Annotated in this window: 11 protein-coding genes; 2 read left to right on the forward strand and 9 right to left on the reverse strand. The window is 61.8% G+C overall.

Annotated features, from left to right (window positions below):
* Positions 1–38: 38 nt before the first annotated feature.
* From GobsT_RS32210 to GobsT_RS32220, 3 genes are all read right to left on the reverse strand, one after another.
* A complete protein-coding gene (locus GobsT_RS32210; protein WP_010048073.1) occupies positions 39–506 on the reverse strand; it encodes an NUDIX hydrolase in 468 nt (155 codons plus the stop codon).
* Positions 507–814: 308 nt separating this feature from the next.
* Positions 815–1468: a hypothetical protein gene (locus GobsT_RS32215; protein ID WP_010048071.1), complete on the reverse strand. Its 654-nt coding sequence runs from the start codon at positions 1466–1468 to the stop codon at positions 815–817.
* Positions 1469–2539: 1071 nt separating this feature from the next.
* Positions 2540–2800, reverse strand: a complete 261-nt coding sequence (locus GobsT_RS32220; RefSeq protein WP_010048070.1) for a hypothetical protein — start codon at positions 2798–2800, stop codon at positions 2540–2542.
* A gap of 659 nt (positions 2801–3459) precedes the next feature.
* Between GobsT_RS32220 and GobsT_RS32225 the strand changes: the two genes are divergently transcribed.
* The gene (locus tag GobsT_RS32225) at positions 3460–4329 is read left to right on the forward strand and encodes an OB-fold protein (protein WP_010048069.1); all 870 of its coding nucleotides are present in this window, start codon (positions 3460–3462) and stop codon (positions 4327–4329) included.
* An 815-nt stretch (positions 4330–5144) separates the two neighbouring features.
* Here the strand turns inward: GobsT_RS32225 and GobsT_RS32230 are convergent.
* From GobsT_RS32230 to GobsT_RS32240, 3 genes are all read right to left on the reverse strand, one after another.
* Positions 5145–5708 (reverse strand): hypothetical protein, encoded by a 564-nt coding sequence (locus tag GobsT_RS32230; RefSeq protein ID WP_010048068.1) that lies wholly within the window; start codon positions 5706–5708, stop codon positions 5145–5147.
* 937 nt (positions 5709–6645) lie between these two features.
* A complete protein-coding gene (locus GobsT_RS39125) occupies positions 6646–7509 on the reverse strand; it encodes a DUF1559 family PulG-like putative transporter (protein ID WP_148087950.1) in 864 nt (287 codons plus the stop codon).
* A gap of 127 nt (positions 7510–7636) precedes the next feature.
* On the reverse strand, positions 7637–8086 hold the full coding sequence (locus GobsT_RS32240; protein ID WP_148087951.1) for a hypothetical protein: 450 nt from the start codon (positions 8084–8086) through the stop codon (positions 7637–7639).
* A 334-nt stretch (positions 8087–8420) separates the two neighbouring features.
* Between GobsT_RS32240 and GobsT_RS32245 the strand changes: the two genes are divergently transcribed.
* A complete protein-coding gene (locus tag GobsT_RS32245) occupies positions 8421–8999 on the forward strand; it encodes a cob(I)yrinic acid a,c-diamide adenosyltransferase (RefSeq protein ID WP_010048067.1) in 579 nt (192 codons plus the stop codon).
* A gap of 228 nt (positions 9000–9227) precedes the next feature.
* Here GobsT_RS32245 and GobsT_RS32250 read toward each other — a convergent pair whose 3' ends face one another.
* From GobsT_RS32250 to GobsT_RS32260, 3 genes are all read right to left on the reverse strand, one after another.
* A complete protein-coding gene (locus tag GobsT_RS32250) occupies positions 9228–9641 on the reverse strand; it encodes a cytochrome c (protein WP_010049941.1) in 414 nt (137 codons plus the stop codon).
* Positions 9642–9676: 35 nt separating this feature from the next.
* On the reverse strand, positions 9677–11017 hold the full coding sequence (locus GobsT_RS32255) for an RNA polymerase sigma factor (protein ID WP_010049939.1): 1341 nt from the start codon (positions 11015–11017) through the stop codon (positions 9677–9679).
* A gap of 250 nt (positions 11018–11267) precedes the next feature.
* A complete protein-coding gene (locus GobsT_RS32260) occupies positions 11268–12563 on the reverse strand; it encodes an OB-fold protein (protein ID WP_071529358.1) in 1296 nt (431 codons plus the stop codon).
* Between the last annotated feature and the right edge of the window lie 63 nt (positions 12564–12626).

The following is a 12626-nucleotide window of genomic DNA, read 5'->3' on the forward strand; positions in this document are numbered from 1 at the left end:
TGACCAAAGAGGCAAGCGCGAAGGCACGAAGAAGGGCGCTAACGGTTGATCCGGTAGGGCTCGCCTTCCCCCTTGATCAGATCCGGCGGGTGAACGGTGCCGCCGCCCGCGACGTAGGCGAACAGCTCCGCAACTTCGTCCCCGCGCATGTGGTAGCCGCGCAGCTCGTCGAGTGTGACCCACCGCGCGCCGAGCGACTCGTCGTCGGGGCGGGACTTGGGCGGGGTGTCGTCGGCGGGTTCGGCGAGGTAGACGACGCGCATCCGCGCCCCGGTGGGGAGCGGGGTGTGCTCGACGCGGACGACCCCGGTGAGGCGGATCGGGATGCCGCCTTCTTCGAACGTTTCGCGCACCGCCGCTGCCGCGAACGACTCGCCCTCTTCGACCCGCCCCGCCGGCAGGTACCACGGCTGCCCCGGCTTGTTCTCCTGCACGATCAGGAACTGATCGCCCTTGCGCACCACCACGAGGGCGAAGCACCAGGTCGGGATCGGCGCGCGCGGCATGTCAGGCTCCTGTGCGCCGCCCGGGAGGTGCGTGGGGCCGGGCGGCATTGCACGCTAGCAGCGGTTGCGCCGAGCAACAAGGGCAAGGCCACCGCGGGGCGTGTCAATCGTCGGCACGTGCAGAGGTCCGCCCCCTCGGAAGACCCCGTGCAACCGCCCCGTGTCAGTGCTGGTGTTGAGCTGATGCGTCCAGACCGGCACGCCGCCGCGCTCAGAATTGCGGCTCGTCAGGTATCGAAGGAAGCGGGCTTTGGCATCGGGTAGGAAGGTGACGGTGCCGACGCCCGGTCGCGCGCCCGCGACGTTGCTCACCGCTGTTCCGGTTCGAGCAGTTCTGTGGCGGTCGGCGTGACCCGATTCAGCGGCAGTGCGTAGTACGGGGTGCGGCCGAGCCGAGAGAACCCCATGCGCCGGTAGTACCGCCGCAGTCGCACGGTCGCGGCCCGCCGCTCCTCGTCGGTCGCGTACGGCGTGAGCCACCGGGGCGGCACCCGGAGCGACCCGGCCGCATCGTGCCGGAGCGGAGAGATGTCGCTGACCGCCAGCCCGCACCCGCTCCCGATGAGGTCTACCAATTTGCGGACGGCCAGGAGCCCGAGCTTCAGCTTCCGCCACTTCGGTGACAGTACGACGTAGTCGAGCACCAGCAGGTCGGGTTCGGCGGCATCGAACCGGGCCATCACCTCCTCGCGGAAGTGGTAGCGTTCCGGTTCGTACAGGAGGGCGTGCAGGTAATTCAGTTCGCCACTGTGGCTGTCGCACACGTCGAACAGCGACTCGCCCGCGTTGTGGGCCAGGGCGGCGTGGACCCGCATCGCGGCCACGCGACCAACTTTTGTGACGGCCCCGGTTTCGTCGTCCACGCAGGTGATGACGCCCGCGTACTCGGACACGAAATCGCTCGGCTCGCCGTCCGGGTGTAAGCTGGCGCCGGTCCGTAACTCGATGTTGAAGCTGGCCATATACTCGACTTATGGCACGCCGGCAGCGGAGCCAACTTGTGGAGGGTGTCGGGCCACGTGAGTACGTCACCGGGCGCGTAAAAAAGAACTGGCAGCGGAACGGGCGCCGCTTCGTTTCGGCCCATACGGGACTCGTGTTCACAAAGACGGATTTTGACAGGATTGACAGGGCTCACCAGATGAAGAGTGATCGATTTGAAATTTTTTATCATGTAAATTCCGTCGAAACGTTTGCGCCACGCGCCCGCTCCCTGGGCGGCCATGCGATGCCACCCAGGGCTCATTCTGTCGCAGACAGTACTGGTGATTGAGTTCTGTCAGTCGCTAGTGCGAGCAGCGGGCGTTGTTGGTGTCGCCGCGCCGCACCGCTCACGACTTCTCGGCCGACTCTCCGGACCGTGTTCTCTACCGCGCCATTGCCACCCAACAGGGCGCGCCGAAACACATTCCCAGCGGCTTCGCTTGGCGGATCAGTTATTAGTCCTGTTTTGGGGATGATCGTAAAAGTTGGCACTCTGTCGATAGTTATCGCCTGTCGCGCACCACTGTACTGCGTCGGTGCACGCGGCGACGGGCAGGCTCGTGCGGGCGGCTTGGCCTTTTTGGTCAAGCAAGTGACTCGACCCCGACGGGCCGCATCGACAATTTGGTGAACAGGGGGATTGACACGCGGATGTGACTCGGACACACTCTCATTATCAGTTGGCGCCCCCTCTCAAGGAGTGCGGAACCGACTGTCAGGCCGACCACTCTCTCACCGGCCTGAAAACATCACCGCCCGGATTTGTGACAGCCTCTCCCCTCTGTCACAGGTCCGGGTGGTGTGTTTTGTTCGATAACGGTTCGGTCAGCAGCACGCCTCTCCCACCGTCCTGCTGACCGAACCGCTTCGATGATATAGACTAAGGCATACCTCGCGCCAATCACCTGCGTTCGAGCAAAAAATGTCGCAAGTTGTTATTTTCAAAGGGTTTTCACTCGTCTCGTATGCTCACTCACAACGGTGAACACTTCCGGTAGTGCCTGCGGTGCGCGCAGCTCTTCCGGTTGCTGCACACGAACGCCGCACGTTCACGCCGCACCATCTTGAACCGTACTCGGCCGCTGGAGGAGCGTTCCGCGGACGATGCGACCGCCACTCAAATGCACTTCGATCTCCACAGCCTCCTGGCTGCTGTCATTCTCGAAAGCCCGTTGCCGCCATCCCGGCACCTTGGCGTCGAGATGCGTCCGCAGTGCATTCAGCACGACACGGGTGGGCGCGTTCGGTGGTAGCGGGTGCTCGTCGGTCCAACGGATAAAGGCGAGCACGCTCTCGGCCACTTCTTCCATCAGCCACAACTCCCTCCGGTTCACGTTGCTCAGTGAGTTTAGAGCAGTTGGCCAGATAATTGGGTGCGATTATTCGGATTATTCAACCGAGATGTCCGCGAACCTATCGCTCTCGTGCCGTGAGATCGGCACCACAGAAGGCCCCGAGGGGTGCGGGCATGCCTTAGTCGAGCGTCGGCAACAACAGGTGGCGGCCCCGAGGTGCTTATTCGCCGCTGGACGAACCGAAGGTTGAGATCACGGGTTGCGGGTCGTCGTGTGGCTGGCCCAAGGAATGTTGAACTTCGAGAACTTCCGCCTCCGCGTCTTGGATCGGCTCGACGGGAGAGGATCGGGCGATATCAAAAATTACTGAGCATTAGAAGATATAATGAAAGCGATCGCTCACTTCGCGGCGGGTGAATTGTTCTCGTTTCGCAGTGTCGGTCGGCTCACGCCGTTGTATGACGGAAATTGTTTTTGGGCTTGCAGTTGTGATCCGTTGGGCGGTTTCGGCCGCTGTGCGTTTGGTGTGTTCGTATCGGGCCAAAGTTGCACGCGGGCTGCGGTCCAGAAGTTCGGGGCTAAATATCTGTGAGGCAGTACCGAATACCGTTGCGTGCTGACCGTCACCGCGGTCACAATAAAAAAACGGGTTGAAGGTCGCCGGAGGCGGTTCCATGAGAGACGATTACGATCGCGACCGCGAAGAACGCCGCGCCCGACGCCGGATGCGCCGCCGTGAAGACGGTTACGATACCTATCGTCCGGTTAGTACGCTCGGCGTCGTCTCGTTCGTGGGCGGGCTTCTGGCGCTTATCGTGAGCCTGATCCCGTGCTTCGGGGTGGTTGCCATCCCCGCTGCCCTGGTGGCCTTGTTTCTGGCCGTCCTGTCACTCATTGTGGCACGTCAGTCGGGGCAGGCGACGGGGTACCCGGTCGCGGCGACCGCGGTCAGTGGCTCTTCGCTGATCATTTCGCTCCTCTGGTTTGCGATGCTCGGCACAGTGTTCAGTGAGAAGCGCGCCGTATCCCATCGCCCGGCTCCGCAGGTTGAAGGTCGCCCGGTTCCGGTCCCTGTCCCGGTGCCGGCGCGCAAGGTGCAACCGGAGCAGAAGGCGCCCGCTGAGCAGAAGCCGCCGGTTGATCCGAAGGCCGCAGACGAGGCGTTTGAGAAGAAGTTGCTCGAAGACATTGCGAAGGACCGGATCAAGGAGATCATCCGCAACGGCCCTGGCATTGCGGTCTCCGCCACGAATCTTGAAGACGAGTTCGACACGAACCCGGTTGCCGCCGACGTGCAGTACAAGGACAAGGTGCTTGCCGTGTCCGGGAAGGTGGTCCGCGTTGTTCGCGACGAGCCCCGCGGGCTTTACGCCCTCGAACTCGCGACCGGTAACGCGACCAAAACCGTGAGCTGTGAGTTCGTCGCGAAGACCAAGGACGCGCTCGCGTCGTGCAAGCGCGGGGACGAAGTGAAGGTGCGCGGCCTGTGTGCCGGGCGCGTGAACGAGTTCGTGAAACTGACCGATTGCGTCATCGCGAAGTGAGTGTCTGGATCGCGATCGGGCCGGAGGGCGCATGTCGCCCTCCGGCCCGCTCTCTTGCGCTCTTCAGTTGGCCCGCGTTGCGCGGCGCATCGGGGTTGCGGTCGTCCTTCCCTTTAAACTGGCTCATCTTACTGTTGCGACTGAACCTGAGCGGTGCGGCGGGGGGCTTTCCGTAGCCGCACGCGCCCGAACGAGTCGAGTCGTTTCCGGTTAGTTATACCGCTGTGCGCCACCCGCCTGCTGACGCTGGCGAGTGTGACCTCGGCGTACTCGGGTTTTCCAGCCGATCACCGCTGCCGCGCGAACTTGAAACTACTGGAGTCCATTTTGCGTAGTCTTGATGAGGTCGGGTGCGGGGGCAGACGTACCGGTCTACCCGCTGGCACACGGGTGGCGTTGGCTACACCAAACTCGAAATCACCGGCTCCGGGGTTCCGGCCTTCCGTGTGATCCGCCCGCGAGCGGTTGCAACATCGTGCCGGGTGCCTTCGATGGGGTTATCGCTTCGGGTCAATAGTCCGATCGTCGAAAGTCGTAAAGTCGCAAATTCAGTGATAATAGTGGTTCGTGACTTTGCGACTTGCGGACCAGACGACTTGTGACTCGAAGTCGTTCGTTTGATGCCCCAGGCGCCCGCCCGCGAAGCGAGCGGGCCACACGAAAGGTCCGAATCTGCTGAACTGTCGTTTCCGACAGGTATCCAGCGCAGCAAGGCGGACGAACGCTCGGCTCACGCCAAGTGTTCGTCCGCCTCGTTCTGGTGCTGCCGGAACGTCAGCACCCGTTCGTTCGGCCCGGTGCCGACCGGTGGCGGCTCAATACCGGGTCAGGTCCTGCGTGATCTGCTTCTGGGTCGCCGGGTCTGACCCGACGTACAGGTGCAGGTGGTCCTTATCGATGTAGATGACCTGGACCCGCTGCTTCTTCCGGTAAGTCGGGAACGGGTAGTCGGACTGCACCAGTTCGGTGTAGTACACCACGCACTCCCAGTGGCAGTGGTGCAGTTGTGCCTGGCCGACCAGCGGGAAGAAGCGGGGCGGGTCGATCTTGTCCACGAGCCGGTTCGTGACGATCACAATGTCGTCGCGGAACGTTTCGAACACGCCCGGCACGCCGCGCGGCACTCGCGGCATGGCGCGGAGCACCTCCTGGTCGCTCGGCGCGTCCTCGCAGATCGGCGGCGGGAACCCCTCGCGGACCGGCGGCATGATCGGAACCCGGCCGTCGTTCTGGTGGTTGAACTTCTGGTCCATCCGCTCCGCGACCCACGGTTGAACCGGGATCGGGGTGAGGAACCCGAGCGTGAAGGGGTTGCAACCGGACGCGCCCGCAAGGACGCCGACCGCCAGAACCCAGAGTTTCCGCCGAATCCAAGACATACTTCGCCCCCCGTGGCTTGACGGTTCAACAGTCCGTAGCGGATGTATCGGACACGCCGGGCGGAGAGTTTAGTCAGAAGTTGTGAGTTTGCCAGTTGCCCAGTTTGGGTGCTGGGCAAAGTCGTGTGCGAGGAGGGACCGCCGGACGCCTTTGACAGATTTCAAGGGCGTGATGTCAATTTGCCGGAAAATATCGCAAATGTAAGATTTTCCAGGAAGCCGAAGACGTGTAGCCTAAGCACGCGGCCGAGGCTGGTTGTAACGTTTGAAAACGAGCCGCGACCGCCAGGAAGCGGGTGACGTATCCCGCTCCCTGGCAGTCGCGGCTCGTCAAAACGCGCAATGCAACCACGGCCGCCTGCTTAGCAGGTGGTGATCGTTTTTTTCACTATCAACCATTGAAATTATTGCCTTCTCTGGCAATGCGCCGAGATACTTCTTAAAGCTGCCGGCTCGTATTTCGGCGCACACCTGAACGCTGGTGGTGCCCTGCGAGCATTGCACTTGCGATTTCCCGGTCAGATTTGACAGGTGAGACTGCGGTTTTCCAGGCGATTCTGACTCCGTGCAATACTCGCAGGGCACTACCTAAACGCTGCAACAGGGGTAATATCGCCGACAGCAAGTTGGGTGGGCATCTTGTAGTGCACGGGCGATCACTTAGTTCAAAGTGGTCAACGTGTTGCTGAGCCGCAAGGCGGAGCGAGTTGACCGCAGCGGCAATTGGCGTCACAGTGGCGAAGGGCAGAGTTTCACTAGGCATAAAATAAAGCAACTTGAACACGCGACTGCGAAACAGTGGAATTTGTAGACAGTCGGATCACAAACCGCCTATCGCTGGCAGGCAGTTGCGATAACTTGAATCCTGACTATTGTGACACTACGCTAAACTGATTCAGGACTTGTGGCGAGTGTCAATTGCGACTGTCCACGCAACCTAATCGCTGACGATTTCCCCACCTTGTGGTGTGACCATTCCCCAGTATACGTTGGGGCTAGTTGCTGGCCGGAGGAGACGCACACTGCCATCCGCGAATGCTGTCAAAATGCCAGCGTCGAACGTGGCTTGCGGGATACGACTGTCGCAATCCGCAATGCTTAGTGGACGGGTTTGGAACGTGAGGCTGGCAACAGAAGGTGATGTTGTGTTCGTGACTAGATCGGTTACAGGAGTAACATCGTTGAAGAAAGCGTCTGCAAAAGTAGGCCGTCGTCGCCCACTACTGCATGATTGCAGCAGTATCATTTTTCCATCTTCGTATCTGTAACAGCTATACTTTGGCATCTGCCAGTCTGCGTAGAATTTGCCGCAAGTTGCATACCTTTCCGCAATTGCCATAGTTGACGACGCCCCGTCTGTCAGATTATTGCACGTTAATCCGCTGCGGAATAATAGGGCATTGAGCGAGAAGCTGACATTACCGCCCATTGAGTTGGGCGGGAATCCTTGCCAAGTAGGGTCATAAGGATTTCTTAAGATGGGTGGCCCATCTGGCTGGTGGAGCCAACCTTCGGCACCCTGTTCCACATATGGAAGCAACTGATAAAACGCTGCGGCATTGTCGCGGCTACCCTCCCCATCCGCAGCGGGAAATTTATCGTTGTGCGCGGTGGCGTAATTGGCAGTGGCAATTGAAAACTGTCGGAGTTGATTGCTGATTTTCATCCGTGCCGCTGCCGTGCGAACCTTCTGCACCGCTGGGAGCAGCAGTCCGATGAGGATCGCGGCGATCGCAACCACGACGAGCAACTCCAGAAGCGTGAACCCCGTGCGGCAAGCTGATTTGAATTGCTTTATCACGGATTTTCCGTTCCTGACAAGAAAGGAGTGATTGTGAAGACTGGTTTGTACCAGGGCAATCCGAGCCGTGCCCGGTTGCTCTTTATTGCAGAGCAACCGGGCATGGCGAGGCCGGTTGTGCCGCAACTTAGGGCACAACTGCTGTGGCTGAAGTTGCTTCTGCGATCACTAGCGGAGGCGTACCGTTGTCAACCACTTTAACTTTAAAAAGCACTGTGTCACCCGTGGTTAATCCACCGGATGTTATAGTCAAATTTCCGTTTGCCCCGCCGGGGATTGGGTCGATCGCGGTCCCCCCAATCACCGTCGGGGGAACGCCGAGAGCGTTGACTTTGTAGATGGTGACCTCGAGCTTCTGTGCGTTGGTGCAGTTAGTCCACGTCACCTTGTATTCGAGAATCCCCTTTGCGGCTGGGTTGCCGACCCCAGCCGGATTCTTGTTGAAATCGATTTTGGGCCCGGGAGCAGCAGCAGCAGCGGCAACGTCGGCAGGTTCAGCGACAATCACCAGCGACAAGACACCGACTAAACCGAGAGTAAAGACCAGTAAGCGAGCCAAGGATGCTCGATCCAGCATGACATAACCCCCTAGTAAACCTGAGCGTAACAAGCCCAAGTATGGTGATGATCATAAATGCTACACCAATCCAAGTCAATAAAAAAAATCCCTACACGTAAGATGGGCTGGCTTCAGGCCATTCACGGTGGTCGCTATTGGCTGAAGTCTTTTAGCTTGAATATCTTCCGCCATTCTAGCGGATAGGTGGCCATTGCCAGTTGTTGCCAAATCGTGAGTGACAGTGCATTGTCACTCGCGATTCGCTTGAAAATCCCATGGTCGCGAATCTCATAATCTCCTCATCGACCGTGAATGGCCTGATGAGCTGGCTTGGAACCCTGGAGTCCTGCACATGGTTTTTTTAAACCGCATCTACACGAAGTCCGGCGACGCGGGCGAAACGGGCCTCGGCGACGGCTCTCGCGTTCCAAAGGACGCGGCACGTGTTGTGGCTTACGGCGAGGTGGACGAACTCAACGCGGTACTCGGTCTGGTCACCGCGAACTGCCCGGAGTGCCCCGAACGCGCCCTCATCCGGACGATCCAAAACGACCTGTTCGATGTGGGTGCGGACCTGTGCGTGCCGCAACCGGAGAGCGAAGGGGGCAACCAGGGCCTGCGAATCGTTCCGGCACAGTACGAGCGGTTGGAGAAGGCGATCGACCGCTTGAACGAACCGCTGGAACCGCTCCGGAGTTTCATCCTGCCCGGCGGCACGCCGGCGGCGGTCTGGCTGCACCTGGCGCGCACCGTGTGCCGCCGGGCCGAGCGCACGGTGGTCACGCTCACGCACACCGAAAAGGTCAACCCGCACGCGCTCATCTACCTGAACCGGCTGAGCGATTTGCTGTTCGTGCTCGGTCGCGTCGCTAACGACAACGGCAAAGGCGACGTACTCTGGGTGCCCGGCGCGAGCCGCGAGGGGGAGTAAAAGGCCGAAGAGGATTGGCCACAAAGAAGCACAAAAGGGAACCAAAGAGGATTGGCCGCAAAGAAGCACAAAAAGCACAAAAGGAAGCAGAAGACCAAGACAGCAGAGTGGGTTCAAACAAACTCTATTGTCTTGGCTTTGGTTCCCTTTTGTGCTTTTTGTGCTTCTTTGTGGCCAATCCTTTTCTGCCTGTTTTGTGCTTCTTTGCGGCCATTCGTCTTCGGCCTTTTACTTACGGCTCGGGTCGCCGTAGTGGCACGCGCTGCACGATTTCGTCAGGCTCGTGAACGCGTCCGTCGCGGCCTTCTTGTTCTTCGCGCTGGCGGCCTTGCTCAATGCGGCGGCGCCGGCAATGTACTTGTCGGGCGACGTGTACCCGAGGTCCGTCTTCTTGAACGACTCGCCCATCGTAACGAACGCCTTTGCGTCTTTCACCACCCGCTCCCAGTCCGGCGACTCGCAGCCCAACTCCTGGAGCGTAAGGGCGTGGGGGGATTTCGCTCCGACGTGCGTCTCCTTCATCAACTTCGCGATGTCTTTATTCGTCAGCTTGGTTTCCGCCTTCGTCGGCTCGCCTGAAATGCTCACGGTGGTCAGTAGTGCTGAGCCGGCCAGGGCCAGCGCGAACACGGTTCGCTTCATGAATGTGGCTCCGTAATGGGTTCGGGAGTAAGGGCCTACTTGTTCACAGCGGGTTGAATCAGGTCTGCGGGCGCGAACTCGTCCGGCTGAACGCGGTCCTTCGAGGCGAAGAACCCAGCCGACGTTCGTTGCGTGGTTCCGACGACGTGCCACAAATTCTTATCAGTCGCATCACGAACGAAGATCCGCGATTCGTCGCCGGACGAGGCGGACAGAACGTCGAGCAGTGGTTGGTTGTCGGTCGCGACCGGCGCCAGTTTGACGCTCGCGCCGTAGGCCGCCACCCGGGGGCCGTCTGCGTTGAAAGACGCCGAGTCCACGAAGTGAAACGCGTCGTCGGATTTACCCTCCAGCATTTGCCGCCACAACTCCGACTTGACCCGCGCCACCAGCACCGGCTGGCGGCGGAAGAACTCGGGAACGGTCTCGGGCCGGTCGGTCACAACGGTGATGTCGCGGGCCGGGTTCCGCAGCACGAACCGGCTTGGCTTCCTCACAGCCCCCGCGTCGGGCGTTTGCGGTGCGCGGGCTTCCGCCGGTCTGTCAGTAGCGACCTCTGGCGTTGGTTGCTCGTACTCGTTCCACGCCCACACGGCCGCCGCACCGACGCTGGTGACCCCGATCATTGCGAACAGCTGCACGGCCGCGCCCCGTAACTTGTTCGCGAACGTAGCTCGCACGACTTCGGCCGCCAGCCGCTCTGCGGCCGGTGAGGGGTGCCGGAGTCGCGCGGCGACGGTCGGCCCGGAAGCCGACGCACCGGCGTCGGACCCGAGCGCCGTTACGAGGCCCGCGGCGGGGAGCGCGAGCCCGCGGCGCGTGAGCCGGTCGGCCAGAATCGCGCGTCCGCGGGCCAACCGGCTCGCGACCGTGCCCTCCGACCACCCCAACCGCCCGGCGGCCTCGGTTCGGGTGTGTCCCTCCAGGTCGCACGCGATCACCGCGGCCCGATACACGGCCGGCAGTTCGCTGAGCGCCGCGTCCAGCGCCTCGCGGAGGTCGCCGCTCGCGGCCTCTCGCTCGGGCACTTCAACCGTGAGGCTCTGCGTCCCGCGCCGGGCGCGGGCGTCGCGGCTACGGCGGGCCACGTTCACCGCGACCCCGTGCAAGAAGTTCCCGAGCCGGCTCCGCGGGCGCACCGCGTCCGCCTTGCGGAGCAGCACCAGCCACACCGCCTGGAACGCGTCGTCCGCGTCGGCACTGTTGCCGAGCGCCCGTCGGCACACACCCGTCACCATCGGGCCGTGCCGGCGCACGATCGCCGCGAACGCGTCGTCCGCGCGGCTCGTGAGAAACTCGGTGAGGAGGCACTCGTCGCTCGCTTCGTCCGCTCCCGGTTGGAGTCGGGAGCGGACGCGGTGGATCAGTGAACGCATCGGTTCTGGCCCGTCATGGCCCCGCGGTGGCCGCCCGCGGTTCTGCCATTCTTTCCCACGGGTCGAACGAATTGATCCCGAGAAATGTGCGAAACGAAAAACGCCCCGGGTGCCGCCGAGCGGCGGCGCGTCCGCGACGGGAGTGATGGTGTAACGTGACCGGAATCGGAAGGTTGGGCAAAAGCCCTCCGGTGCTGCACGGAGGGCGTCCCCGGCGAAGCATGCCAGGGTTGCTGCGGCATCAGATCGGCTAAGGTGCGATCCAGGCGCGGTTGATGAGAATCGTGCCGTCACGCGACCCGGCATACTCGCCCTTGATGGTCACCGGGGAGCCCGGCTTGAACCGATCGCTCTGCGACTTGGTGTGGAACGACAGAGCGGCCCGGATCTTACCCTTGCCGCCGCCCTTTTTGCCGGGGCCGGTCACGATCAGTATCGACTCGTTCTCCACCCTTTCCACGAACGCGCCGGTGATCGTGATCGCCTTCTCGTTGTACTTCTCGTCGGTCGCGCCCGCGGCGCGAGCGTAATCGTTCAGCAGCGCGGACGCGGGAACCGTCGGGTTCGGGTCCAGGCCGGCACCCTCGAAAGTGGCGTCGGTCACGTTTACATACAGATCAGCGACATTTCCCACGCATTTGCCCTTCACCTTGACCGTTTGCCCGCGGGACGCGCTAAAGAATCTGTTCGTGTCGTCCTTTCGCATTTGAACGCGCACGCTCATGCCGATGAACTGTCCCGGCGGTGGTGGGAGCCCGTCCAGAGACACGATCGCCTCGTCCTTGATGCCTTCGGTGATGTCGCTGAGCTTGCCCTCAACGATGAGGGTCCTGTTCGTGTACTTCTCGCGGGCGGCGGTGGCGTCGGCTTTAAACTCGCGCACCAGTTCCTCGGCCGTAATGCTGATCGGTGGCCTGTTGGCGTTTTTTTCGGCCTGATCGGCCTTGTTTTTCAGATCGTTTGCGACCTCCTGAACCCGGTCGCCGGCCTTTTGCAGGACGTAATAGACGCCGAACGACACGCCGCTGCAGCACAAGATTAACGAGCCGAATACGATGGCGAGAATGAGGGGCAGTTTGGACCGACCCTTTTTGCCAGCGGGCCGTTCTCCGTCATCGTCGTAGTCGTCGTCGCGTCGGCGCTTCTTCCTCACCGGGCGGTCGTCGTAGTCGTCGTCGGGGCTCTTGCGCTTGCTCCTTTTTGCGACCGGTTCGTCGTTCCGGTCGTCGCCGCGGTCCCGGCGTGCGGGCCTCTCGCCCCGTTCGTCGCCCCGCGTGCGGCTATCGGTCCGGGGCTCGGCTGGCCTCTCGCCCTTCGGCTCCTCCGTTTCGTTGACGACCTCGAACGGGTTCTGCGCCGCCTTCGGTTCTTGGGGCACCGGTGGGAGCGGCGAGGGTAATGCCGGCTTCGATGCAGAAGGGGCCGCGGCAGACGCAGTGCCCGGGATCACGCCCCCGCATTTGGGGCACCTGACCGCGCGGCCGGCGTACTCGTCCTTCACCGACAGCGCCGCCGAACACGACGGGCACACCAAACGGATCGGCATCGGGCTCTCCTGATTGAAACGGTCGGCCGCGCGGCCGGGCGCGGCGCCGGTGAGGTCGAGTGT

The organism is Gemmata obscuriglobus, from assembly GCF_008065095.1.
Taxonomy (GTDB): domain Bacteria; phylum Planctomycetota; class Planctomycetia; order Gemmatales; family Gemmataceae; genus Gemmata; species Gemmata obscuriglobus.

Coding starts and splice junctions, on each gene's coding strand:
- GobsT_RS32210 (WP_010048073.1), bottom strand. CDS start 506: ATGCCGCGCGCGCCGATCCCGACCTGGTGCTTCGCCCTCGTGGTGGTG.
- GobsT_RS32215 (WP_010048071.1), bottom strand. CDS start 1,468: ATGGCCAGCTTCAACATCGAGTTACGGACCGGCGCCAGCTTACACCCG.
- GobsT_RS32220 (WP_010048070.1), bottom strand. CDS start 2,800: ATGGAAGAAGTGGCCGAGAGCGTGCTCGCCTTTATCCGTTGGACCGAC.
- GobsT_RS32225 (WP_010048069.1), top strand. CDS start 3,460: ATGAGAGACGATTACGATCGCGACCGCGAAGAACGCCGCGCCCGACGC.
- GobsT_RS32230 (WP_010048068.1), bottom strand. CDS start 5,708: ATGTCTTGGATTCGGCGGAAACTCTGGGTTCTGGCGGTCGGCGTCCTT.
- GobsT_RS32240 (WP_148087951.1), bottom strand. CDS start 8,086: ATGCTGGATCGAGCATCCTTGGCTCGCTTACTGGTCTTTACTCTCGGT.
- GobsT_RS32245 (WP_010048067.1), top strand. CDS start 8,421: ATGGTTTTTTTAAACCGCATCTACACGAAGTCCGGCGACGCGGGCGAA.
- GobsT_RS32250 (WP_010049941.1), bottom strand. CDS start 9,641: ATGAAGCGAACCGTGTTCGCGCTGGCCCTGGCCGGCTCAGCACTACTG.
- GobsT_RS32255 (WP_010049939.1), bottom strand. CDS start 11,017: ATGCGTTCACTGATCCACCGCGTCCGCTCCCGACTCCAACCGGGAGCG.
- GobsT_RS32260 (WP_071529358.1), bottom strand. CDS start 12,563: ATGCCGATCCGTTTGGTGTGCCCGTCGTGTTCGGCGGCGCTGTCGGTG.